Source organism: Bacillus sp. AP8 (assembly GCF_000321185.1).
GTDB classification, from domain to species: domain Bacteria; phylum Bacillota; class Bacilli; order Bacillales; family DSM-1321; genus Bacillus_AD; species Bacillus_AD massilioanorexius.
In genome coordinates, this window is the sequence record NZ_CAPG01000048.1 from 37,967 (window position 1) to 64,848 (window position 26,882).

Here is a 26,882-nt window from a genome sequence, read left to right on the forward strand (position 1 = left end):
CTTTATTCAAGTAATTGTTTAATAGTGAAATACGGTTTCTCCGCTTCTATAATATTCGCTTTCATTTTTATTCCTGAGTCTGTTTCTAACTTCTCCTTATACCAATGATTTCCCCCTGAAAACCATTGCCAAATATCATTTGTTAAATCAATGATAGCTGTTCGATAATCGCTATTTCGATACATCAATAATTCACGCTCTAAACGAAACGCTGCTGCCTGAGCACTTTCCACTCTCCCGACTCCCTTACAGGTTGGACAGATGGAAGTAGAGTATTGTAATAAAGACGAGGATGTTACCTTCCTAGTTAATTGCAATATACCCAATTCTGTAAATCCCATTATTTTCGTTGTGACAGAATCTAACTTTATCACTTTTTTTATTTCTTCAATCACTAATTGTTGATCACTTTTGTTGGTAAAATTAATAAAATCAATCAAAATCATGCCACTAAGATTACGTAATTGTATTTGCTTCATACTTTCTTTAGCAGCCAAAAGATTGACGGATAATAAGGTATTTTCCTTATTGTTCTTTCCTGTAAATTTGCCTGTATTAACATCAATTGTAGTCATAGCCTCTCCTTCTTCAATAACGAGGAAGCTACCGTTCTCTAACCAGACAATTCGTTTTTTCAACCTTTCGATTTTATCTTCAATATCAAAAGCAACAAATATATTTTCTTTCTCTCGACTGTAAACAAACTCCCATTGGTCATCTGCTAGTTCTTTTAGCATTTGATACATGGAAAAATCATCAAGATAAACAACACCTTGTGCATTCTTCATTTCAGAACGGATCAATTGAAAAAGTTTATTTTGTTTCTGCACCATACTCGGTACTTTCACATTACTTATTTTCTTTTGCAACTCTTGGTATTGTTCACGACAATTCTTCAACTCGTTTAGAAAAAATTCAACATCCTTTGATACCATTTCTGTCCGAATTAACATACCTTCCTTAGGTTGTAGGTTCTCTTTCGCTATTTTATTCCATTTACTACGCTCAGTTAGCGAAACCTTTTTTGAAATAGCAATATAATTCTGATGCGGTGTATACACCATAAAAGGAGTAGATATTTCAACATAACCAGTAACTCTTGCACCTTTATGCTCTGTCTCATCTCGGACAACTTGGACAAGTATTTTTTCACCCTGAGTTATAACCTGGGAAATGGATGTACCTTTTTCTTTTGATGCATAAGCAATAATATCTTCCTTATGAAGAAAGCCATTTTTATTACTACCAAAATTAACAAAAGCTGCATCCATTCCTGGTACAATTTTTTCCACTCGAGCAATATAAATATTTCCAACGAGACTTTCTTCGTATGTATTCATTAAATGCAGCTTTTGAAGCTGATCATCCTCTAAAACAGCGATTCTTTTTTCTCTAGACAAACTATTAACAACAATTTTCCTCATAAAAAATCCCTTCTTGTGAGAAAAGCGCAAGTGCCTTGTTCAGCCCTGACCGTCATAAGCAAGTAGCATAGAAGGATTTTTTCTATTCTTCTATGTTACTTGCTTATGACCTCGAATGGCTAAGGCGCTGGAGCTAGACAATAAACAAAGTTCAAATTCTCATACTTTTTATCTTGTTAATCGATCCTATTTGGTAAAACTTCTATCTGTGTGAAATCTTACATCTTCTATTCTTTTCATGCAACATTTCCCTTTCAATCAAAAAGGAATCGTCCAGGAAGTCGAAAAGCTGAAGTAATATTTCAACTTCGGCCAACATAAGGCAATCCGTCAAGAACGTTAATTTTGACGGATTGCTTATACCCTTGTTGAGTTAGCTATTAGAACTAAACAACTTAAAAACAGCTTTTTCCCATAAGCCTTACCAAACCGTATTAGCATAAAAAACAGATAACTTGTCTTATTTTTCTCCTACTATTCTGAAGAAAGGATAACATATTTGCTATAAGTATAATAGTTCCCCTATTTTGATTGACGTCTTCTTTTCGGAAAAATAGGCATGCAATATTTCATTTTCGTCAAGAGCGCCTCTTTCTTTACCATTCTTTGTAACAACAATTGGATGCTTACAGCCTCGCTGAAACTTCTGCAAGATGGAATGGAGTCTTTCACTTTCATCGACAGTAATCGGCTTTAGCTGTACGAAGTCCATTTGTTTGCCATAATGTCTTTCTAATAAGAAACGCATGAAGATATACTGTCTTTGCCTCCAGTCCATTACAATCGAATAAACAATAAAGGCAAAAATAATGAGAGCATTCAAGCTAGACCAACCTAGTGAAATCATAACTAAGAACAGTAGAACGGATATGGTTAACGATAATTGCAAAGCTAGTTTATGGCTTTTAATAAAGGAATAACGGAATGATAAAAACAAAAATAAAATTTTTCCTCCATCAAGTGGCCATATTGGAAGAAGATTAAATAAACATACAGCTCCATTCACATAAGAAAACGTTGTAAAAGTATCATCTTGAATAAGACCTACAAAATGAAGTGAAAAAGCCAGTAAAAATAACCATAAATGCTGCAAAGGACCAAATAGAATGACAAACAAGTCTTCCTTTAATGTCCTATTTCCATACTCGTCCGTTTCCATCATTCCTCCAAACGGAAGGATCATAATCGATTTAATTCTCCATTTATAGTAAGTCGCACAGCAAGCATGTCCCATCTCATGAACGAATATAACCAAAAACAGCATCAATATCGCTTGGAAATGTGCCGTTAGAACAGCAATTCCTATCACAATCCATAAAGTAGGATGGATTTTCACTTTATTGATAAGCTTAAAATATTTATTCAAATGACATCACCTGATTTGGATCGATAAACTTATCATCTTTTTTTATGGCAAAAAACATCTGACCCTTGGAGTCATCTGTACTATTTGCTACAATGCCCAATTTTTCTCCTTTTTCTACAGCATCATAAACCTGAACATTTGTATTATCTAGATTTCCATACCATGATTCACTAAAGTCGCGGTGCTGTATGATAACTGTATTCCCCCATTTTTCTTTTTTTCCAACAAAGACAACTGTTCCCTCTTGAACAGCAGCCACCTTTACATTTTTATCAGTATCTAATATAATTCCTTCACCGTTACTAGCAAAATCTTGCGAGACAACACCATTTATAGGAATATCATACTTAGAACTAACTTGCTCACTGTCTGGCGATGTGTTTTTACGGTCCGAAGGTAAAAATGCGATAGGTTTGCCGAAAGTATCCTCATACCAATTCGTTACAAATGCAAACTGAAGTTCTTTTTCGAAGGAATTCGTAACTATTGTTTTTACCGATTGTAAACGATCATTTGGATACTTATAAAGAAGGGCGATGCCAACAAACAAAATCCCCGAAATTAACACCTTTAACAAAAAAAGATCCTTTCGAAATAACGGATGATTTTTCTCATCTTCCATATCATAGGATGTTACATAAGATGGATTAAAAGAAGAGCTAGCAGAGTCGATTTTGTTATGTCGATTATCCATCATTTTTTTCTTTTCTTTATACGTTTTTTTATTTCTCTCCTTCTATCATTCATCACTTCGTCGTACTCCTTTACAAAGCAAAATGTTATTAACACTATATGAGAGACTTGTCCTCTCTATTCCTAAAAATAAAAAAACAGAATTATAAAAATAAAGCTGTTATCGCATACTTTGTTTCCTATGAATAAGTGAGAATATAAGTAGATTTGATTCTGCTCAGGATACTCGCTTTCATCTTCTGTCCCTCTGCTCCAATCAACCTTTTAACGCTATTTTATTCACCGAACTTATTTAGAAACAACAATCTTATAAAAAACAGCAAAAATAAAAAAGGTATCCTAAAATAAACTTTTAGAATACCTTTACTTATGTATTATTGGTTAACGAACACCAAACATTTTTTTAATTTTCGCAAACACACCCGTTTGTTGACTTTCTAACGGCTGTAATGGAATGGATTCGCCTAAAATACGACGAGCAATATTTCTATAAGCAATAGAGGCTGGATTATTCGGATCCATCGCTATTGGCTCTCCTTGATTCGAAGCTTTAATTACTTGATCGTCATCTGTAACTATCCCTAGTAATTCAATAGATAGATGCGTAGTAATCTCATCAATATCAAGCATATCTCCATTGCCCATCATATGACTACGAATACGATTAATAATGAGCCTAGGAGCCGCAACATTTTCTTCCTTTTCTAGAAGACCAATAATACGATCCGCATCACGTACAGCAGCCTTTTCAGGAGTTGTTACAACGATAGCTTGGTCTGCACCAGCAACTGCGTTTTTATATCCTTGCTCAATTCCTGCTGGACAATCGATAATGATATAATCATAGTCTTGCTTCAATTCTGAAATTAACTTTTTCATTTGTTCTGGAGAAACGGCAGATTTATCACTTGTCTGTGCTGCTGGTAATAAATATAATAACCCTTCAAAGCGTTTGTCTTTAACAAGAGCTTGATGAATCTTACATCTCTCCTCCACTACATCGACAAGATCATATATAATTCTATTCTCAAGTCCCATAATAACATCTAGATTGCGCAGACCTATATCAGTATCTACAAGGCAAACTTTCTTTCCCATAAGGGCAAGTGACGTTCCAAGATTTGCAGAGGTCGTTGTTTTTCCAACTCCACCTTTGCCTGATGTAATAACTATTGCTTCACCCACGATTAGAGTCCCCCTTCTAATCTATTTAAATTAGGTCTAAGTTCTTTTAAAGCTTGAATTCTATCGAAGACTATCTGTTGTTGTTCATTATTTAAGTAGGCACAATATAAACTTAAACTATCCTCTGATACAGATGTAACAGTTGTAGTGTTCACTTCTGCAATACTAATTTGGGCAGAAGTCATGAAGCTCGCTGCAACAACGGCTTCTTTATTACCATCATAGCCTGCATGCGCTCTTCCTTTTAAAGAACCGATAATAAAAATATTTCCACCTGCTAGTATAACTCCACCAGGATTCACATCACCAATCAACAATAAATCTCCTGGGACTTCTAGTACCTGTCCAGAACGCACCATTCCAACAATCGACTTGATTTCAGTAGCCATTTTCAACTGCATGGCTTCCTGTCGCATAATAACATTAGATAATATTTTTTCTACAACTAATTTATTATTACTTTGGATAGTAGAAATAATTTGTTCTTCTTCTTCTTTAGAAAATTGTCTATTTCCTGTATGTACATTGACACTCATTGACGGAGCGTCTTTTTGTAATCCGGCAGAAGAAAAAAGCTTTTCTTTTAGTTCTTCAATAATCTCTTTAAAAGAACTAGAATCATCGAGATGAAGCGTAAGTCCATCTTTTGTGCCTTTGATTATAACATTTTGTAAATTTCTATTATTTATCACGCCATGCCACCTCAACAATTCTATATTCTACACTGTCATTTCGAAATCCTTTAAAGCCATAAGAAAAATAGTAGTTAAGAACGCTTTCTAAAAAAAGAATCTTGACTTTCATCCGTTGCATACTTTACAAATAATTGTTTGAACGGATAAGCAAATATAATGATAAACACTAAATTCAATAGCAGAGTCGGTAATAAACGGATCATCATAAACTCTTGTAATGTCTCATTTGCAAAACCTAAAATGTAATTAACACCATACATAATAAATTCTAAAAGCACGACTGTGACCAAAGAAATCAGCGATACCATAAATATATTATTTTGTAACACCTTCATTGCTTTTGACACTAAATAAATAATCACAGGAAATACAAATAAGTAAATTCCTAATATTTCGGTATAAGTGATATCAAAAATAAGTCCAACAATTGCACCATACACAATTACAGAACGTCGATTTCCATATACTACAAAGAAGACAAAAAAGATAATCAAAAATCGAGGAACAAATAAATAATCACTATTAAAAAAGCCTTCTGAAAAAAGATTCAAAAACAAACTTTCAAATACAAATAATAAGGCTAAACATATGGGGATGTATAGCTTTTTCACAAGCCACCCTCCCCAAATTCTACATCTTCTAGTCCTGCTGTGACTTTCTTTTTATCCAGTTTTGGGTCTACTACCATTACATGATTAATATCGTAAAAATCAGCGAATGGTTTAATATAAGCTGTTTGAGTTAAACCATATTGATCGATTTTAACTTCTTCAACTTCACCAATTGGTAATCCTTTTGGAAAAACTCCACCTAAACCTGAAGTTATAACATATGAACCTTTTTTAACTTTTGTATCAAATGGAATTTTCTTCAAAAGCAATCGTTTTTTCTCTTGATCGTATCCTTCTACTAAACCGTAAATTTCTTTGTTACCACCTAACTGAATAGCAGCTGAAATACGATTTTTTGGATCCATTGTACTTAATAATTGTACAGTAGAGGAAAATTGATTTGATGATTTTACTTTCCCGATTAAACCTTTCGATGTCATCACGGCCATATTTTTCTCAATACCATGAAGTTTACCTTTATTGATAATAACTAGCTCCTGCCATCTATCAGGGTTTCTACCAATTACAGTAGCTTGAACAGGTGAATAATCACGCAAATCATCTTGCTTGTCCAAGGCATCTTCTAGCTCTTTTTTCTCTTTTTCAAGATCTTGAACTTGTGTTTTAAGCTGTACATATTCGTTCAAGCGAGCTTTTAGTTTTTCATTCTCTTCATAAGTATTTTGAAGATTACGTAAATCTTCAAAAACACCAACTATAAATTGTGCTGGTGTATGAAAAATTTGCTGAAAAAAACCAGTTGTATCCTTTACAAATTGTTCTGGCCAACTACGGCTATCTTTTTCTTTTAATGAAAAACCAATCAATGCCACGAGAATAATTATACTTATTAAAAGCACGATAAGTTTCTTATTTAGGAAGAACTGTGGCATGAGTACACCTCTATTAATGATAATCTTATTTAATTTTCGGCTTTACGATATTACACAGTTAATATTATAGAACATTTCAAATATTCTCTTCTCATTAAAGAGTATTTATTGTCAATAGAGACATACTCTCAAGAAATGACGACTATATTTGTGATACCAACCATTCATATATACAAAGCCATGTTTCTAAAACATTATAAGAAAAGCGCAAGCACATTGGTAAGCCCCGACCAGCATCAGATGAGCCGGCTAGAAGGATGCTATTGCCCTTCTGGATGGGTTAACTGATGTCCTTAAGGGACTAGTGCTCTGTGGCAAGAAAGAGGATATAAATTTATATCCATCATTATCTGATAAAAAAACGTAAAGAAATCTCTTCACATACATAAGTATACCTTAGAATGTGAAGAGCTTTAAGTCTTATTTATTATATTTTTGCACGATTTCTAAATTCATGGATATGATCTAACGCTTTACCTGTTCCGATTGCTACACAATCAAGTGGATCTTCCGCAATGATAACTGGCATTTTTGTTTCATCACTGATTACTTTATCTAAATTGCGAAGTAAAGCTCCTCCACCTGTTAACACGATTCCACGATCCATAATATCTGCTGCTAATTCTGGCGGAGTTTTTTCCAATGTATTCTTTACGGATTCAACAATTGCAAATACTGTGTCATGTAATGCCTCACAAATTTCTTTTGCAGAAATTTCAATTGTTTTTGGTAATCCTGTCAGTAAATCTCGACCACGAATTTCCATATTTTCAATACCTTCAGCATCTCCTGCTGATCCAATTTCCACTTTAATTGTTTCAGCTGTTCTTTCACCAATCATTAAATTATACGTTTTTCTAATGTAGTTTACAATAGACTCGTCCATTTCATCACCAGCAACACGTACAGATTGACTTGTTACAATTCCACCAAGTGAAATAATGGCTACCTCCGTTGTACCACCACCAATATCAACTACCATGCTACCAGTTGGCTCCCATACAGGAAGGTTTGCACCAATTGCAGCTGCAAAAGGCTCTTCAATCGTATATGCATCACGGGCTCCAGCTTGTCTTGTAGCATCAATAACAGCACGTTTTTCAACTGCAGTAATACCAGAAGGTACACAAACCATTACATAAGGATTACGAGCAAAAACGCCCTTCTTCTGTGCTTGATTCATGTAATATTTCATCATTTCTTTTGTAGTTTCGTAATCAGCGATAACTCCGTCTTTCATAGGGCGCATAGCCACTACATTACCTGGAGTACGTCCAATCATATTTTTCGCATCATTACCTACGGCAACAATTTGTTTAGTATCTGTATGAAAAGCTACTACAGACGGTTCACGCACTGCAATACCTTTTCCTTTTAAATATACAAGTGTATTAGCTGTCCCTAAATCTATCCCAAGGTCTTTCGTACCAATTCCAAACATAAATGTATCTCCCTTTCTGAACATCAATTCAAAACAAGTTAAAGTAATTCACAATTATTAGTATAAACCACTGTTTTTATTATCATTATTTTTCATTGTTTTACTAAAAAATCACAAATTATATTATAGTACAACGGCTTTTAATATGAAAGTGTCATAAATATCCTTTTTCTTTTAAGCTAACATATTTTTTCTCACCAATAATCAAATGATCCAAAACATCAATCCCTATTATTTTACCACACTCTATTAATCTTTTTGTTACCTCAATATCCTCCTTACTTGGAGTTGGGTCTCCTGATGGATGATTGTGAATACATATAATAGAAGCAGCAGAACGACGAAAGGCTTCTTTAAACACTTCACGAGGGTGCACAATGGATGCGTTCAAGCTACCAATAAATATTGTCTGCTTATGGAGCACTTGATTTTTTGTATTTAAATAAATACAAACGAAATGTTCCTGAGTTAGAAAACGCATATCATTCATACAATAATTTGCACAATCCTCAGGTGAACGAATAACATATCGATCTGTATAGCATAGATTACTCACTCTCCTGCCAATCTCAACAGCCGCTAATAATTGAATAGCTTTTGCTTCGCCAATTCCATTAATGCTTGTAATTTCTTCTATCGAAGCATCTTTTAACATTCTTAAACCATCAAAATGGGCGATTAATCGTTCAGAGAGCTGTAATACAGATTCATTTTTCGTCCCTGTTCGTAAAAGTAACGCAATTAATTCTTGATTCGACAAACTTTGCGGCCCTCCGTGAATAAAACGTTCACGTGGCCTTTCACTATTTGGAAAATCACGTATCATCATAGATCCGCTCAATTGAAAATTCATCCTTTCTTTTTTGTATTTCCATGACAAAAAAGAAAGCTATTATTTCGTATAGGTGTATTAACGAAACTGTGAAAGTTCTCGAGCCAATCGAGATACAGGTAGACCTACAACATTGTAGTAATCACCTTGTATTCCTTTAACAAATAGAGCTGCTTTTCCTTGAATCCCATATGAGCCAGCTTTATCAAATGGCTCACCGCTGTCAATATACGTTAAAATATCCTGCTGTGTAAGCTCCCAAAATGTCACTTCCGTTTTCTCATAAAAGCATATACTACTGTCTTTAGTCATAATACTAACACCAGTTAAAACAGAATGAGTGTGACCAGAGAGCTGTGATAACGTATTGATAGCATCTTCGGCATCCTTTGGCTTACCAAGTATATTGCCGTTATGCACAACTATTGTATCACAGCCAATGATGATTGCTTGACTATGTGTTTGAAGAGCAGCATATGCTTTTTTATATGCAAGCTGTTGAACAGCTTCCTCAGGTGCAGTATTAGGTAAAATGGTTTCATCAATATCAGTGGAATACGATAAAAAGGGAATATCTAGTAGAGTAAGAAGTTCTTTTCTTCGGGGTGATGCAGAAGCTAATATAAGAGAAGTCATGTAGTTCACCTTAACCTTTAATTTTTATTCATACAGAGAGATACAATATAATCGTATCAAATTTAGACTTTTTCTACAATAACCGCTTAGAGCAATCCGTGCAAACACAACAATATCCGTCATGCTACTTAAATGAGCTAAGAAGTAGTATGACGGATATTTCCCTTACCCTCAGATTCCTACTTTACTGATTTAGTCTATCACTTTATCCTCTCAGAATGAATCATAATAAATTAACGGTTTCATTACATTTACATTTCATACTATATAATGGTAAATAACACATAATTAGACCTGCGAATATTGTCTTATTTCCCAGAAAATAATTGAATTATGACTTTATTAACTCAGTATATAATGTAATGTACTGTAATAATTGTGATTGAATGTTAATACTATCTTCAAAAGAATTTGCATTTTCTTTTATTTCACTGATGGCACTAGATAAAATAGAAACCAATTCGTCAATCTTAACATTATCCGCCTTCATTTTTTGTACATCTTGTAAGGTTGATTGCAACTTACTCGTATCCACTTGACCTGTCGATAGCATAACGTTAGTAGAAACTTTCGTTAACTGTTTAAATAGTGCATTAGTTGCGACAATTTTTTGAATATCCTGCTTAGATAACTTTGATGTTCCTCCTTCAAGCGTAAACTCTTTCCAGTAAGCATCAGAAATCTGATTCTTATATTTTGTTGAAATCTCTTTAGCATGTTCTAGAGAATCACTAGCGAAAAGGACAATATAATACTTGTCCTTTTGAGTAATAACCTCAGCCGGAATTCCTTGATTAATAAATTGAAGTTGCTGATCCTCAGCAGCAACTTTACTACTAAAGACCCCTCCTTGAACCACATTTATTACCATTGGAAATAAAGAAATAGATTCTGATGGCTTTTGTGAGTTAACTGGCTTCGTTTCTTCTATTTTAGTTACCGGTAAATCCTCTTTAGCTGTTATTGTTTTTAAAACAACATACATAAGTCCAAAACCTACAAAAATTGCTACTACAACGGATAAAACAAGTTTTTGAAATCCTCGATTCTTATTTACTGTTTTTTCTTTACTAGTATAAGTAAAAATACTACTTTCCACAGTCGGTTGCTCTTTATATTCTTCAGATGGTAACACCCATTCAAAACTTTCATCTTCCTTATTATTTTCCTCGTTAGATGTACTGGTTGCAGCTGTTTGGTCAATATCTTCTTGACTTTCTTCTGGTTGCTGTGAATGAACGACTTTTTTGTTCTCAATCTCCTCTTCTTTATATTGCTTTCCTTTATTATTTAATTTGATTTTAATCGTATTTTGACGGTCGAGCTTGTCCATTGAAAGCTGCCTCCTCTCGACTTTTTGTTTCATCCTATCATAGTCGAAAAAAAAAATAACAAGACTTTTGTCGTCTTGTTATCAATAGCTTTCGTCAAATAAATCTAAATAGCGAGATTTTTTGATTTATTTCTCTAAAATCGGGAGAAAATATATTAAATTGCCATTCGTATCATAATCTACACGACCCTATTATGAATAACAAATTCCTACCTATTATTTAGGGTTGCAGAGTAATTCCAATGACAAATAAAAAACTCGAACTTATTTTTACTTTTCTTATGAATACAAATTTAAAACAGTTATCTTTATATTTTGATGCAAGCTCGCTATGATATTTCATTTCCTTTTTGCAAATGATAAACCGATAAACTCTTTTTATCTAATTGATATAATCTCCTCTGTTGCTTGATTTAGGTTGACGAACCAATTTTAGTGTCATTGGACTTGTACTCAACGGTTTTTTCTTTTCACTAGGCTTCGTAGCTTCCATTTGTGGTAAATCTTTTTTCAAATCTTCTAATATTTCGAAACCACCACATAAGATCCTTAGTAAAATACAACTCTAAACTGTTAGCACTAGCACTTTTCTATTACTTAAAACCAAAAATTTCCACTAAATAAATACACCAAAATACCAATTAACAATTCTTCCCCCAAAGAAATAAGCCGTTAATGATCCAATTGTAATAAATGGACCAAATGGCACTGGTTGCTTACTTTTCACGAATCCGAAACCCATTAAAAAAAGACCGATAAAAGCACCGTAAAAAATAGAAAAAAATAAAGCTAATAGTGTAAGCTTTAAACCTAATATAAAACCTATGACAGCAAATAATTTGATATCTCCTCCACCCAAACCGCCATTACTAATTAAAGCTATAAGAAATAATATTCCAAAACCAATTACAGCTCCAGCAATAGAATCCAGCCATGACGGCATCGATAAAAAAAAATGCAAAATAATAAATACAACTAAAAAAAACAGGAGAATCTTATCTGGAATTACCATATACGCCATATCAGATACCGTAATGATCATAAGCATTGAAATAAACAGATATGCAACAAAAAGTTGACTATTCCATCCGATAATTAGAGGGGTAACAGCAAACAATAGGCCCGTTAGTAATTCCATCATTGGATAGATAAAAGAAATTTGCACGTGACAGTTCCGACATTTTCTCCTTTGTATCAAGTATGAGAAAACAGGAATTAATTCCTTACTAGTAAGTACACGCCCACAGTTTGGACACGATGATCTTGGATGCACAATAGACTGTTTCTTTGGAATTCGTAAGCCAACTACATTAAAAAATGAACCAAAAATCAAACCGACTACACCAAGATAAAAAAATACAAATAACTCCATATTTTCTCCTTAGAACTATTATTTTCCATATTAACTTCAAACCGTACTATTACACTATTATAACGTATTTTATTCTACCATTAAGACAATATAGCAAAATTATCCATATAATACACAATTTTGTAAAAATTAAAATTTCAAAACTAAAACAAATAAAGCACCTCCAAAAGTCCATCCTAGAATTTGGAGCTGCTTTATTCATGTAGATTAAGCATCATACACTATTATACTTCTTACTTTTCAATCAGTATTTCATTAGATAAGGTCTAGCATAATATAAAAAGTAAAGTGAACCTGTCACAACGATTAATGAATCATCATCCACCATTTCTAAGCTTTTTTCTAAAGCTTTCTCCCAAGACATCTCGATACTACACGGTACATTTTTACAATGTGTTGCTAGCTTTTCAGCCTCAAGTGCACGGTCCATTTCAAATTGAGTACAAATCATGTGGTCCGCTACTTCTTCAAGCATGGATATCATAGAATCCACATCTTTATCAGCAAGCGCTGCTGTCACGATAATAATCTTCTTGTCACGGTATCTCGCTTTTAGTGTATCAATTAAAGCAGAGATTCCTGCTTCATTATGTGATCCATCAACAATAATTTTTGGAGTCTCACTAATCGTTTCTAAGCGACCTTTCCAGTTAGCAGCTAATAAGCCAGTTCTAATCGCCTCATTAGTAAGGGTAACGTTATATTTATCACGTAGTACTAAAGCAGCTGTTATTGCTAAAGATGCATTGTCAATCTGATGCTTCCCTAACATCGAAATCATACAGTCTTCAAATGTATGATTTCCAAAACAGTAATGAAATACTTCGCCATTTTGAGTAGGCATTTTACTTTCAACATAGAAGTTCTCATTAATGACAAGTATTTCACTATTCATTTCTGAAGCTTTTGCTTTAATAACTGGTAATGCTTCTTCATCCTTTACTCCAGTTATGACAATAGAATCTTCTTTAATAATTCCCGCTTTTTCAGCTGCAATGCCACTTATTTTATTCCCTAGAATATTAGTATGATCTAACGATATATTTGTAATAATGGAAATAAGTGAGTGAATTACGTTCGTTGAATCAAGTCTACCTCCTAGACCTGTTTCCATTAATACATAATCAGGTTTTTTCTCTTGAAAATACATAAGTGCAATAATAGTCAAAATCTCAAACTGGGTAGGAAAAACATTCTCCTGCTCCATACTTTCAACATATTGAACCACTGTATTGAATAAACGTAAAAAATCTTCTTCCTCTATATATTCATCATTAATCATAATTCTTTCTTTAATACTTTCAATATGCGGAGAAGTAAACGTCCCAACTCTATAGCCTTGTGAAGATAATATTTTCTTCAGATAATGCAAGGTTGATCCCTTACCATTCGTACCAGCTAAATGAATAAACTTTTGCTGATTATGTTGTATATGTAGCCCCTCTAATAATGCATCCATTCTTTCCAAACCAAAATTCATTCCAAAGCGTTGTTCTCGTTTAGCAAAATAATCGTACATATCCTCTATTTTTTGCAGCATAATAATTCCCCTTTTGAATAGTCAATCCGCTTTATTTATTTTAGCACTATCTTTTATCATATATGAAAAAAAATACACTGTACAATAAGAAAAGCACACACTATAGTGTAGAGATGTATAGACTGAACCTCTCCACATAAATGAAAACCCCTTCTTATTGTACTTACAGTTTGCCTAACATTTTCACTTAAAATAAATCAAAATCAACGATATTATTTAACTGAGCTATACAAAAAAACGACCTTCCATTCATATATGGAAAAGTCGTCTTTTTATATTCATCATTAAAAATATTTCTTCTTCCAAAATACTAAACCAACAATAATAGAAAGCACAGTTGAGGTAATCATGATCATAGAAAATGCATGTAAATGTCCTTCAAATGGTAATTTTACATTCATACCATATATACTTGCTAACATTGTAGGAATAGCGATAATGATTGTTACCGAAGTAAGCATCTTAACAATATGATTTACATTATTCGATATAATGGAAGCAAACGAATTAATCGTAGATCCTAATATCGAGCTATAAATTTGCGCCATTCGTATCGCTTGTTTATTTTCTATAATAACATCATTCAATAAACCTTGATCATCTTCATACATTTTCAAATGATTTTGTGATAAAAATTTCTCCATAATAAAATGATTAGATTCTAATGATGTTGAAAAATAGACTAAACTTTTCTCTAAAGTATATAATTCTAGCAACTTAGAGTTCTTTAAAGCTAGATGTAGCTCTTTCTCAATACTATTAGACATTTTATTTATTCTTCTTAAGTATCTTAAGAAGTAGGAAGCGATTTGCTGAAAAAGCTGTAATACAAATCGGGTTTTCAATTTAGGATTAAAATTCTTTAATTGGTTATTCGTAAATACATTCATAATTTCATTTTCTTGTGCACAAATGGTAATCATGATATCATCTTTTACAATTAATCCCAACGGTATGGTTCCAAACTCTTCATTACCTTCATCATCTTTTGAACAAATTGGAATTTCAACAATGATTCTGAGTTCATTCTCATCTTTTTCAACACGAGCTTGTTCTTCCTCATCTAGCGCATCTCTAAGAAAATCAGTATCTTCCAATTGAAAGTCTCTTTCTAGTCGATTAATTTCTTCAACTGTTGGATTAACTACATTTACCCAACATCCTTTTGTACTATTAGGTACTTGAATTAATTTTTCTTGTTTATCTACACAATAGATAGACAGCATGCAATCACCCTCTTACAGCTGTTCACCTCAAATGTGAGGAACAGCTAAGTAATAATTCTTCAATGTTGGTACTATTCGGCGACGGGTCCTCACTACTCACGCTCCTCACATCCTTTCCATTCTTCCAAGCTCTAAAGCTTGAATTCGTTAATATTCACGATTTACATGGGCGCAAATCCTGATAAAAAAATAAAAACCTTTATTCACGAAAGAGAAATAAAGGTTAAAATCCTAGTTAAATAAACACCATAAGCAGGGTTAAATATATAACTCACTTACAGTAATATTCTATTCTCCATCGTTGAGCTTTGGCACTGTATAGCATAGGTTAACAACCAGCTACGTTAAAAAAGGCCTTCATCCGACCTTTCTTGTTGACCCATTGGCGTCTCTCGACATTTTTGGGCAGCAGCTTATCTCTAATACAGGAGCCTCACCTAACAGAGTATTCAATTTGTATAATACTACAAAAAAAACATACCACCATTAAATCCTACTGTCAATACAGTGATCCTCTTTACTTTTTAGAATTAAAGTTCATCGTATTGATTATGTTTCCAAATTGATTTCATGCTCAAAGCTATATTCCGTTGATGGTTATATTTGCATACCATCTGTATGAACAAGCAAAGAAAAAGCATGTTAGGTTAACCCTAACATGCTTTTTCACATCATTTAAATATTTTGTAATTCTTGAATACGACGAATAACCGCATCGCGTTTTTCGCTGTAATCTTTTTCTTTTGCACGCTCTTCTTCAATAACCTTTTCAGGTGCTTTCTTCACAAAGCCTTCATTGCTTAATTTCTTCTGAACACGCTCTACTTCTTTGTTCAACTTATCAAGTTCTTTCTCTAGACGCTTCACTTCTTCTTCAACATTAATTAACCCAAGAAGAGGAAGAACTACTTCTGCACCTGTTACAACAGCTGTCATTGCTTGACTTGGCTCTTCAACATCTGTACCGATTGTTAATACTTCAGGATTACAGAAGCGTTCGATGTAGCCGCTGTTATCTTTCAAACTTTGAGCAATCTTTTCGTCTTTCGCTTTTAAGATTAAGTTGATTTTCTTGCTTAGTGGTGTATTTACTTCTGCACGAATATTACGTACAGAGCGGATGATTTCCACTAATAGCTTCATATCTTCAGCCGCTTGGTTGTCAGTAAGATTTTCATTCACAGTTGGCCATGCTGCTTTTACAATTGTTTCCCCTTTGTGAGGTAGGTTTTGCCAGATTTCTTCTGTGATAAATGGCATGAATGGGTGTAGCAATCTCATTGTGTTATCTAATACATAAGCAAGGATAGAACGAGTTGTTTTCTTCGCTTCTTCATCTTCACCGTATAGTGGAAGCTTCGCCATTTCGATATACCAGTCACAGAAATCATCCCAGATGAAGTTATAAAGCACACGACCAACTTCACCAAACTCATATTTATCAGCTAGACGAGTAACTGTTTCAATTGTTTCATTTAAGCGAGTAAGAATCCATTTGTCTGCTACTGATTTTTTACCAGTTAAGTCAATTTCTTCGTATGTCATGCCATCCATGTTCATTAACGCGAAACGTGATGCATTCCAAATCTTATTCGCGAAGTTCCAAATGCTTTCTACTTTCTCAATCGAGAAACGTAAATCTTGACCTGGTGAGCTTCCTGTTGATAAGAAATAACGTAATGAATCACAACCGTACTTGTCGATTACATCCATTGGATCAACACCGTTGCCAAGAGATTTACTCATTTTGCGTCCTTCACTGTCACGAACTAGACCGTGAATCAGAACATCTTTAAATGGACGTTGTCCTGTAAATTCCCTACCTTGGAATATCATACGAGAAACCCAGAAGAAGATAATATCATAACCCGTTACTAAAGCAGATGTTGGATAGTAACGCTTGAAATCTTCACTGTTTTCATCTGGCCAGCCTAATGTTGAGAACGGCCACAACGCTGAAGAGAACCAAGTATCTAATACGTCTTTGTCTTGAGTCCAGTTCTCAGCATCAGCAGGTGCTTCTGTTCCTACATACACTTCACCTGTTTCATTGTGATACCAAGCTGGAATACGGTGTCCCCACCATAATTGACGAGAAATACACCAATCGCGAATGTTTTCCATCCAGCGTAAATATGTTTTCTCGAAACGCTCTGGTACGAAGTTAACTTTCTCTTCTTCTTTTTGTTGAAGAGCAATTGCTTCGTCAGCAAGAGGTTGCATTTTAACGAACCATTGAGTAGAAAGGTATGGCTCAACAACTGCGCCACTACGTTCAGAATGACCTACAGAGTGCATATGCTCTTCAATTTTGATAAGAACGCCTTGTTCCTGAAGGTCTTTTACGATTTGCTTACGGCATTCGAAACGATCCATACCTTCATATTTACCAGCTTTTGCATTCATTGTTCCATCTTCATTCATTACAAGAATACGTTCTAAATTATGACGGTTACCTACTTCAAAGTCATTAGGGTCATGTGCTGGAGTCATTTTAACTACACCAGTACCGAATTCTTTATCTACATAATCATCGGCAACGATTGGAATTTCGCGACCAACGATTGGAAGGATTACTGTCTTTCCGATTAAGTGCTTATAACGCTCATCTTCAGGATGTACAGCTACACCAGAATCTCCAAGCATTGTTTCTGGACGAGTTGTAGCAACTTCAACACATCCTGAACCATCTGCTAAAGGATATTTCATATGATAGAAAGCACCTTGAACATCCTTGTAAATAACCTCGATGTCGGAAAGAGCTGTTTTCGTAGACGGATCCCAGTTGATGATGTACTCACCACGATAGATTAAACCTTTTTTGTAAAGAGAAACGAATACTTGGTTTACGGCTTTTGATAAGCCTTCATCAAGTGTGAATCGCTCTCTTGAATAGTCTAAACCAAGACCCATTTTTGCCCACTGTTCACGAATGTGACCAGCGTATTCTTCTTTCCATCTCCATGTTTCTTCAACGAATTTCTCACGACCGAGGTCATAACGGCTAACACCTTCATTACGTAGCTTCTCTTCAACCTTGGCTTGAGTAGCAATACCCGCATGGTCCATACCTGGTAACCAAAGAACGTCATATCCTTGCATTCTTTTCATACGAGTTAAAATATCTTGTAAAGTCGTATCCCAAGCGTGACCTAGATGAAGTTTACCTGTAACGTTTGGTGGTGGAATAACAATTGTATATGGCGATTTCTTCTCATCGCTTTCTGCCTTGAAAAAGCCACCTTTTACCCACCAGTCATAGCGACCTTTTTCAATCGTTTGCGGATCATACTTAGTCGGCATTGATGTTTGATTATTGTCCATTATGTCTTCCTCCTAATCATTCAATTGAACATAAAAAAACTCTCTTCCTAAAAAAGGACGAAGAGAGTTGATTCGCGGTACCACCTTTATTCCAATTAAATCTATGTACACTTAATTGGCGCTTAAAATAATAACGGCTCTACACCGGCTTTTACTACTAACTATTTCATAAAAGCAGCTCCTGGGCTACTTCAGTTTGCTCTTACTTAAAAAGCCTTTCAGCTATTGGCTTTTCTCTCTTAAAGTAGACTTCAAACTTACTACTCCCATTCTCAGCTATTGCTATTATTTAATTATTACTATAGTACAGAAAAAATGGTTCTTTCGTCAATCATTCTTACCATTTTTCTTTATAATATTCAATTGTTTTCTACTTGACTACAATATATTCACATTTCCCGCCCTTTTCCATAAAATATCAAGGAACGTAAAGATTAAGCATGATTGACCAATTGAAAAAAGGAAGTATAAACCAATAACCTCAAAAGAATTGTATAGATATCCTTGAGTTCATTATGTACTTTCAACTTTTTTCATAAAGGAGACAAAAAGATGAAAAGACGATATAGTCCGTATAATAAACCACCATGGGTCCGAAACTTAATGAATATGTGTAAGCCTTTTATTATCCCAATTTGTATATTTCAGGCCATACGAACTTTTTTCTTTCCAACAACTTTTGATGTTTTATTACTATTGGTCTTAGTTTGTATAGCAGCAAGCATCCGATTCAACATTTTTTAAAGGCACACTCTGTTAAAGTATTATATTAATAATGGCTTTAATCCGTTCGCTTAGTGGCTAGAAAATGCAAAGCCTTCTCCGCTCGTTCCTCACATGCAGGTTTTGTTTATCATACTGATTTTCAACATTTATTTCTTATTAGTTTCAACTGTTCATAATAATACAACTAATAAATGTTCAACAAAATGATTGTCAAATTAATAATCTGTCTAAAATTATTTGAGCTGTTTCATAGTTTTGAAACAGCTATTTATTTTAGGCATTTTCCACAAACTTTGTTACAAATCAATAGTTGTTAATTAAGTCTTCGAACAAATCCAACATCCTTTTCTTAAATTGTAAAAAAGATGCCTGAATGAATAACATTTCAGACACCTTAGCAACCCTAGCTCTTTTATTCACTGTCTTGACCCTCAGCCTGCGCAGCTTTTTTTTGAGCTTCAATTTCATCAATTTTCATTACAATATATTCGATATTTTTTAATTGCCAATAGTTTTTTTGCAATTGTTTTACATACTGATATTCGGATTGTAGATCATATTTTCGCTCATGATATGCTTCAACAGTTTGCAAAAATTGAGTTGGATAAGCTAAATAGCTTAAGAATAACATCATTTCCTCTTCTCTCATTGGATAATATTTATAGTAATGGTATAGCCATTCTATACATTCATCACAACGAGCTGGATATGAATTGCAATATTTCACAAAGAAAGGGAGCAAATCGAAATGCTGAGGTGCAGATTTTGAGTTTTCAAAGTTAATAAAATACCCTGCACCCCGATCATTAATCAAAAAATGCTTAATTGAAATTTTACCATGAATAACGACTGTCCTTACTTTTTCATCGTCTTTTGTTTTATCATACCATTCCTCTAACTTCTTAGTTGAAAAAGAAAGTGCTTGGGAAACATCGTAATAATAAGAACAAAACATTAATTCAAAGGGTGACATATACCATTTCTTTTCACAGCGCTCAATGAATTCTTCTAAAAACTTCTGCTGCTTCTCCCATGTATCCGTCGTTTTTTGATAGTGAATTTCTCTATCTTCTTTTTCAATCTTTAAATCTTTCGCTGTCAATACATGCATACGAGCAAGTTCTCGAAACATTTGCTTATGCTTTTCATTTCTTTCACCATAATCTTCATTATTTAGCCAAGGCATTAAATAGTAGAGATTATTTTGATATAAAACACCATAGCGCCCATCACTTGTTAAATAGATAGGTACAACACGGTTATAACCTCTCTGATACAATCGTTGCACATGTTTAATAAAATCCATACTATGCAAAGGTGATATTTTTTTTAAAGCAAATGTCCCTTCCGTTGTATATACTTTAAAGACCCGCCCAAATGATTCGGAATACTGGAATTGAAGCTCATATTGATTGATGATAAATTCTATATCCTTTTGATTTTTTTCGCTCCTATCCATCTACATTCCTCACTTTCAAGGCGTATTACAAGTTATTTTTGAACTGTAACTCTTGGAATATATAAAACCTGACCTTCGGTTATATCATTTTCACTATTAAGACCGTTAGAAGAAACAATCTCATGTTTACTAACATGATATCGGTTTGCTAAATCAGTAATACTTTCACCATTTTGCACAATACATACTTTTAATTTGGTTTGAGTATTTGTATCTTTTTTGGCAAAGAAATCCGTTAAGCTAACAGTAGAACGATTATGTTCAACTACTTTTTCTTGCTCTTTTTTACTTTCCTGCTTTTCATTTACATCTAAAGCTTCCTCTCGGTTGTTAGCAGGCTGATATATTTTGACCTCTTCTACGCTTTCCTCTACTTTTATTTTACTTTCGTTATTTCTCACAACTTGTAAACTCTCATTAATCGAGCTTTCTAAAACCTTACTCTCTACTTTTTCTTCTTTTATTTCTTCCCTGTTAGGTAATGCTTCATTGGTTTGCACATCTACCGGCATAAAAGTAGGTATCGGTATAGAGAATTCCGTTTGAAATGGACGACTGCCTATCGGTTGATAATGACTCATTTGAAAAGGTACTTCTTCCTTCTTCGTTGAATCTTCTACTGGTCTCGCATGGGATTCAGCCATGAATGACTCATACACACTAGATTCCCTTTTTACCTTTGAATCTTCTTCTGGTCTCGCATAAGCTTCAGCCGTAAATGACTCATAAATGCTGGATTCCTTTTTTATCATGGATTCTTTAGCTGGTCTTATTAATGACTCATAAATACTCGATTCCTTTTTTATCATGGATTCTTCAGCTGGTCTTATTAATGACTCATAAATACTCGATTCCTTTTTTATCATGGATTCTTCAGCTGGTCTTATTAATGACTCATAAATACTCGATTCCTTTTTTATCGACGTTTCTTCCTGATCACGCTCAAGTTGGTCAACATGATGATTTTGTTCATTAAATTGAGGCATAAATACATCTATAGTGGTATATTCCTCATTTTGCTGTAACTCATCTTCTCGCATTGAATAATTCAGTTGTGATTCAGTTTGATTCCCATATTGTTCTGATTCATCATAAATACCGGAAATAAGTAATTCTGCAACTAATTTAATGCAACTATTCTCGGGCATATTGTAATCAAATGTTGATATATCTACTTCAATTAAATTTCTATTTTCAATACGATTTGCAGGTATGCTTATATCAACAGGGAACGTATGATAAAAAGTATTAATATCATCCTCTTCATTTCGTTCAACATTTTGCACATACCTAGTGTGAGTGATGGATGTACTTTCTGTATATTCCCAATCTCCGCTCTCCTCAACTCCTCGGTATTCTCCAGATACTTCCAGAGTTCCTTCAATAACAATATATTGATTTCGCTCTGAAATAACAACATTTGGTTCAATGGAAAGCGAATATAGTTCACTGACCTCTTGACCTTTTGGGAACCATATTGATTCTTCTAGTGAAAATCGTAAACACGATTGATTTTGCCCTGTCAAAATTTGCTCCTCCTCTCATTTCCTAAAAAATACAGTATCTATCATTAATAAGCTATGAATCAAACTTGTTTTTTAGTACAGAGATGACAAAACCAATACTACAATTTAAATGATTCCTGCAATTCCAAATAGATTTTTATATCTACGTTACAAAGGAAGGAATCAACTTCAGAAAGTATTTAAATAAGAACGCGGATTCACAGCTCACACCACCCGCCAGACCAAACAACCTTTATATTCATGAAAATGTAGATAGCAACAGCTTAAAGGCCTCTGAAAAGTGATTATTATCGCTTTTCAGAGGCCCTTTTTAGAGACAAACTGACTACTTTTTAATATTTATCCAGCATCATCTGCTAAACTTTCATCGGAAAATTGGCTATTATATAAATCAGCATAGAAACCATTTTTCGCAAGTAACTCATTATGATTTCCTTGCTCAATTACAGTTCCATTGTTCATAACAAGTATTAAATCAGCATCTTTTATCGTTGAAAGACGATGAGCAATAACAAAACTTGTTCTACCTTCCATTAAAGCATTCATCGCTTTTTGAATAAAGATTTCTGTTCGAGTATCCACACTACTTGTAGCCTCATCTAATATTAAAATCGCCGGGTCAGCTAAAATTGCTCTCGCTATCGTTAATAGCTGTTTTTGTCCTTGTGAAATATTTGTTGCTTCTTCATTTAATACCGTGTCATATCCTTCTGGTAATGTACGGATGAAATGATCGGCATGAGCAGCACAAGCTGCTGTAACAACATCTTGTCTCGTTGCTCCTTCTCGACCGTATGCAATATTATCTGCTATCGTTCCATTAAAGAGCCATGTATCTTGAAGAACCATTCCAAATAGGCTATGCAAATCACTACGTTTCATTTCTTTAATATCGACACCATCTATGCAGATTTTGCCATTATTGATTTCATAAAAACGCATTAACAAATTAATTAATGTTGTTTTCCCTGCCCCTGTAGGACCTACGATAGCAATCATTTGGCCAGGTTGAACATGTATATTCATATCTTTAATCAATAACTCATCTTCTTTATAACCAAAAGATACGTGCTCGAATGTCACCTGACCTTTTGGATATGAAATAACTTTTGTTTGAGCCGCTTCTGGAACCTCCTCCTCTTCATCTAATAACTCGAATACTCTTTCAGCTGACGCAATAGTTGACTGAATAATATTGGCTATATTTGCTGTCTGAGTAATAGGTTGAGAAAATTGGCGTGCATATTGGATAAACGCTTGAATATCACCGACTGAAATATAGCTTTTTGTTACAAAAATCCCACCTACTACCGAGATTAATACATAACCAAAATTATTGACGAATTGCATTAATGGCATGATTACCCCTGAAATAAATTGTGCTTTCCAGCCAGATTGATACAATTTTTCATTAATAACTTTAAATTCGTCTAATGCTTTTTCCTCATGACCAAACGCCTTTACAACTTCATGACCCGTATACATTTCTTCTACATGACCACTCAGTTCACCCAATGATTTCTGTTGACCTACAAAATATCCTTGAGATTTCTTGGCCACTAATACTGCGATTACCGCACTTAAAGGTAACGTTAATAATAAAATTAATGTCATCACTGGACTAATTGTTAGCATCATGATAATTACACCAATAATAGTTATGATAGATGTAATTAATTGAGTTAAACTTTGCTGCAATGTAGTACTAATGTTATCGATATCATTTACTACCCTACTCAATGTTTCACCAGTCGTTGTACCATCGAAATATTTCAATGGAAGTCTGCTTATTTTATCCTCTGCTTGCTCTCTCAACGTGTAAACAGTTCGTTGGGCAACACTGGCCATGATAAATTGTTGAATCCAGCTAAATAGCGAACTAAATAAGTATAAGCCTGCTAGTAAGCACAAAATACGAAAGATATAGTCAAAATCTATCGCTGCATTAGGTACTCCAGCTAATTTCATCGATATTCCTTCAAAGATTTTTGTTGTTGCTTTCCCCAATATCTTAGGACCTAATATCATGAAAATCGTACTTAATATTGCCGCAAAAAAGACCGATATTAAGCGAATTTTATAAGGAGCTAAATAACCGATTAGTCGTTTTAAAGTTCCTTTAAAATCTTTTGCCTTCTGTACAGGAGCTCCTGCACCTGGTGGTCCAAAACCAGGTCCTTTTCGATTAGAATGTTGATTGGTTTTTCTCATGCAATCTCCTCCTCTGAAAGTTGGGAAGAAACAATTTCTTTATAAACATCACAAGTTTCCATCAATTGTTGATGTGTTCCAATACCTGCAACTTCTCCTTCATCAAGCACAATAATTCGATCTGCATCCATTACTGTAGATACTCGTTGAGCAACAATTAACACCGTTGAATCTGTTGTTTCTTGCTTTAATGCTCCACGAAGCTTTGCATCCGTTTTGAAATCTAGCGCTGAGAAGCTATCGTCAAACAAATAAATTTCTGGTTTTCTTACGAGAGCTCTTGCAATGGATAAACGTTGCTTTTGCCCACCAGAGACATTGGTACCTCCTTGTGAAATTTCCGAGTCAAAACCATCCTTCATATTAGTGACAAATTCATATGCTTGAGCTACTTTTGCAGAGTGAATAACTTCCTCATCTGTCGCATTCTCATTTCCAAATAAAATATTTTCCTTCACAGTTCCGCTAAACAAGACTGCCTTTTGAGGTACTAGACCAATCTTAGATCGTAAAGATTCTAATGAAAATTGACTAATTTCTATGTCATCAATTAATATTTCTCCAGAATCAACTTTATAAAATCGCGGTATTAATTTTAATAATGTCGATTTACCAGAGCCAGTTCCTCCGATGATCGCGGTAACTTCACCTGGCTCAGCACGGAAAGAAAGATTTACCAACGCTGGATGTTCAGCACCTGGATAACTGAATGTAACATTTTTAAATTCTAAATAACCTTTTTTATTGGCTTGTATGTCCTTTGATTCTTCTATAATAGTCTGCTGTATTTCCAGCACTTCAGTTATTCGGTTTGCTGATGCTGATGCACGTGGAATCATGACAAACATCATAGATAACATAACCATCGAGAACATAATTTGCATGGCGTATTGTAAAAATGCCATTAAATCACCTACAAGCATGTCACCATGATTAATTCGAAGTGCTCCGAACCAAATGATAGCGATTGTTGTGTAATTCATAATCAACATAAGAGCTGGCATTAGTGTTGCCATTATCTTGTTAACCTTAATAGTCGTTTCAGTTAAATCTGAATTTGCCCCTTTAAATCTCTTTTTTTCATAGTTAATTCTGTTAAAAGATCGGATAACACGAACACCTGTCAGATTCTCACGTAATACTCGGTTTACTTGATCAAGCTTCACTTGAACTGATTTAAATAAAGGAATCCCTTTCCACACTACAAGTCCAATCACAACAAACAGTATCGGAACAGCAATAATTAATACTTTCGAAAGCTCAGGATCCTTAGAGTATGCCATAATAATTCCTCCAGCTGCCATAAGAGGAGCCGTCACCATCATACGCAAAATCATATTAATAACATTTTGTACTTGTGTGATATCATTAGTTGTTCTTGTAATTAATGAAGCTGTTCCTACTTGATCAAATTCATTTAAAGAAAAGCTTTCTACATGAGAAAAAACTTTGTAGCGCAAATTTTTTCCAAATGACATGGACACCTTCGCACTAAAAAAGCTAGCTGCAACCGAACATATTGTACCTAATGCAGCAACAAGTAGCATAAATCCGCCAATTTTCCAAATATAAGGGATATCTTGATTAACAACACCCTTATCAATAATGTCTGCCATTAAAGTTGGCAGGAATAATTCTGTTAGCGATTGAATAAAAATTAAGCCTATAACAATGCCAATAGGCACTATAAACGGCTTTAAATATGGTAGCAATTTACGCATTTTTTATCCTCCATTAAACATTGATTTCACTCCGATAAATTTAAGTATTATAGTAAAACTAACCTAAACATTCGTCATCTCACTTTTAAATTATAAATTTTTTGATTCACTAAAAAACGTAAATGTTCTTGTGAGCAATCTGGCTAATTCTTGACTATCCTCATCTCCCAGATAGTCATGTAACTCATGAAACATTTTTATGAAATTATTCTTTCCTTTTCGAGCGATGTTTTTCCCCTCTTTTGTGAGCTTAACCAATACAACTCTTCGATCATTTGTATCCATCCTTCGCTCCACTAATCCTTCTCTTTCTAGCTTATTTAGTATTTGCGTAATAGATGGAGGAGTAACCTTTAAAATTTTGCTAATATCAGAAACTTTAGTTTCTGAATTTACCTGTAGTGCTTCATGTTCTATACAAATTAAAACGCGTACTTCGCTTGGCTTATATCCGTCAACGCTTTTTTTTTCCCAATCCAGCTGTTTATATTGCATAAATGCTCTTATCAGCTTTTCATATTTTTCATGGTCTTCCAATTACAAAACACCACCTTATTTTATATTTATCCAAACTAATTATTAGGTTTATTAATTATTTAGTAGGCTAATTATATTGCTGTTCAAAATGTATGTCAAAGGAAAATAAAGGAGGACTAAACATAAAAAAA

The 26,882-nt window shown here is 34.1% G+C and carries 21 protein-coding genes, 1 riboswitch and 1 other annotated feature; of the genes, 1 reads left to right on the forward strand and 20 read right to left on the reverse strand.

What is annotated here, in order from left to right; all coding sequences use genetic code 11:
* Nucleotides 1–2: 2 nt before the first annotated feature.
* The 15 genes from BN349_RS13005 to BN349_RS13080 form a co-directional block, all read right to left on the reverse strand.
* Nucleotides 3–1,424, reverse strand: a complete 1,422-nt coding sequence (locus BN349_RS13005) for an Rne/Rng family ribonuclease (RefSeq protein ID WP_019242761.1) — start codon at nt 1,422–1,424, stop codon at nt 3–5.
* Nucleotides 1,425–1,926: 502 nt separating this feature from the next.
* Nucleotides 1,927–2,790 carry a M50 family metallopeptidase gene (locus tag BN349_RS13010; RefSeq protein ID WP_019242762.1) on the reverse strand — a complete coding sequence of 288 codons (864 nt, stop codon included), beginning with the start codon at nt 2,788–2,790 and terminating at the stop codon, nt 1,927–1,929.
* Nucleotides 2,783–3,487 (reverse strand): M23 family metallopeptidase, encoded by a 705-nt coding sequence (locus BN349_RS23940; protein ID WP_019242763.1) that lies wholly within the window; start codon nt 3,485–3,487, stop codon nt 2,783–2,785. The genes BN349_RS13010 and BN349_RS23940 overlap by 8 nt, the downstream gene beginning before the upstream one ends.
* Nucleotides 3,488–3,864: 377 nt before the next feature.
* Nucleotides 3,865–4,668, reverse strand: a complete 804-nt coding sequence (minD, locus tag BN349_RS13020; protein WP_019242764.1) for a septum site-determining protein MinD — start codon at nt 4,666–4,668, stop codon at nt 3,865–3,867.
* Nucleotides 4,669–4,670: 2 nt separating this feature from the next.
* Nucleotides 4,671–5,360, reverse strand: a complete 690-nt coding sequence (minC, locus tag BN349_RS13025; protein ID WP_019242765.1) for a septum site-determining protein MinC — start codon at nt 5,358–5,360, stop codon at nt 4,671–4,673.
* A gap of 74 nt (nt 5,361–5,434) precedes the next feature.
* Nucleotides 5,435–5,974, reverse strand: a complete 540-nt coding sequence (gene mreD, locus BN349_RS13030) for a rod shape-determining protein MreD (RefSeq protein ID WP_019242766.1) — start codon at nt 5,972–5,974, stop codon at nt 5,435–5,437.
* Nucleotides 5,971–6,867 (reverse strand): rod shape-determining protein MreC, encoded by an 897-nt coding sequence (gene mreC / locus BN349_RS13035; RefSeq protein ID WP_019242767.1) that lies wholly within the window; start codon nt 6,865–6,867, stop codon nt 5,971–5,973. The genes mreD and mreC overlap by 4 nt, the downstream gene beginning before the upstream one ends.
* 427 nt (nt 6,868–7,294) lie before the next feature.
* Complete coding sequence (locus BN349_RS13040) at nt 7,295–8,308, reverse strand: rod shape-determining protein (RefSeq protein WP_019242768.1); 1,014 nt, start codon at nt 8,306–8,308, stop codon at nt 7,295–7,297.
* A gap of 154 nt (nt 8,309–8,462) precedes the next feature.
* Nucleotides 8,463–9,137 (reverse strand): RadC family protein, encoded by a 675-nt coding sequence (gene radC / locus BN349_RS13045; RefSeq protein ID WP_232423559.1) that lies wholly within the window; start codon nt 9,135–9,137, stop codon nt 8,463–8,465.
* Between the two features lie 81 nt (nt 9,138–9,218).
* On the reverse strand, nt 9,219–9,776 hold the full coding sequence (locus tag BN349_RS13050; protein ID WP_019242770.1) for a Maf family protein: 558 nt from the start codon (nt 9,774–9,776) through the stop codon (nt 9,219–9,221).
* A 331-nt stretch (nt 9,777–10,107) separates the two neighbouring features.
* On the reverse strand, nt 10,108–11,109 hold the full coding sequence (locus tag BN349_RS13055; protein WP_019242771.1) for a hypothetical protein: 1,002 nt from the start codon (nt 11,107–11,109) through the stop codon (nt 10,108–10,110).
* A 616-nt stretch (nt 11,110–11,725) separates the two neighbouring features.
* Entirely contained in the window at nt 11,726–12,481 is a 756-nt protein-coding gene (locus BN349_RS13065) for a prepilin peptidase (RefSeq protein WP_019242773.1), read from the reverse strand.
* Nucleotides 12,482–12,725: 244 nt separating this feature from the next.
* Nucleotides 12,726–14,021, reverse strand: coding sequence for a bifunctional folylpolyglutamate synthase/dihydrofolate synthase (locus BN349_RS13070; RefSeq protein ID WP_019242774.1), 1,296 nt, complete (start codon nt 14,019–14,021; stop codon nt 12,726–12,728).
* A 284-nt stretch (nt 14,022–14,305) separates the two neighbouring features.
* Nucleotides 14,306–15,247, reverse strand: a complete 942-nt coding sequence (locus BN349_RS13075; RefSeq protein ID WP_019242775.1) for a magnesium transporter CorA family protein — start codon at nt 15,245–15,247, stop codon at nt 14,306–14,308.
* Nucleotides 15,248–15,534: 287 nt separating this feature from the next.
* A riboswitch (M-box (ykoK) riboswitch) is annotated at nt 15,535–15,699 on the reverse strand.
* A gap of 223 nt (nt 15,700–15,922) precedes the next feature.
* The gene (locus BN349_RS13080) at nt 15,923–18,571 is read right to left on the reverse strand and encodes a valine--tRNA ligase (protein ID WP_019242776.1); all 2,649 of its coding nucleotides are present in this window, start codon (nt 18,569–18,571) and stop codon (nt 15,923–15,925) included.
* A gap of 50 nt (nt 18,572–18,621) precedes the next feature.
* Nucleotides 18,622–18,854, reverse strand: a binding site (T-box leader).
* A 269-nt stretch (nt 18,855–19,123) separates the two neighbouring features.
* Between BN349_RS13080 and BN349_RS26385 the strand changes: the two genes are divergently transcribed.
* On the forward strand, nt 19,124–19,315 hold the full coding sequence (locus tag BN349_RS26385; protein ID WP_081591241.1) for a hypothetical protein: 192 nt from the start codon (nt 19,124–19,126) through the stop codon (nt 19,313–19,315).
* Between the two features lie 394 nt (nt 19,316–19,709).
* Here BN349_RS26385 and ysxE read toward each other — a convergent pair whose 3' ends face one another.
* The 5 genes from ysxE to BN349_RS23945 form a co-directional block, all read right to left on the reverse strand.
* A complete protein-coding gene (gene ysxE, locus BN349_RS13085) occupies nt 19,710–20,756 on the reverse strand; it encodes a spore coat protein YsxE (protein WP_019242778.1) in 1,047 nt (348 codons plus the stop codon).
* Between the two features lie 32 nt (nt 20,757–20,788).
* Nucleotides 20,789–22,282 carry a LysM peptidoglycan-binding domain-containing protein gene (locus tag BN349_RS13090; protein ID WP_019242779.1) on the reverse strand — a complete coding sequence of 498 codons (1,494 nt, stop codon included), beginning with the start codon at nt 22,280–22,282 and terminating at the stop codon, nt 20,789–20,791.
* Between the two features lie 339 nt (nt 22,283–22,621).
* Complete coding sequence (locus BN349_RS13095; protein ID WP_019242780.1) at nt 22,622–24,493, reverse strand: ABC transporter ATP-binding protein; 1,872 nt, start codon at nt 24,491–24,493, stop codon at nt 22,622–22,624.
* On the reverse strand, nt 24,490–26,214 hold the full coding sequence (locus tag BN349_RS13100; protein WP_019242781.1) for an ABC transporter ATP-binding protein: 1,725 nt from the start codon (nt 26,212–26,214) through the stop codon (nt 24,490–24,492). Before BN349_RS13100 ends, BN349_RS13095 begins: the two co-directional genes overlap by 4 nt.
* Nucleotides 26,215–26,304: 90 nt before the next feature.
* A complete protein-coding gene (locus BN349_RS23945) occupies nt 26,305–26,751 on the reverse strand; it encodes a MarR family winged helix-turn-helix transcriptional regulator (protein WP_019242782.1) in 447 nt (148 codons plus the stop codon).
* Nucleotides 26,752–26,882 lie beyond the last annotated feature (131 nt).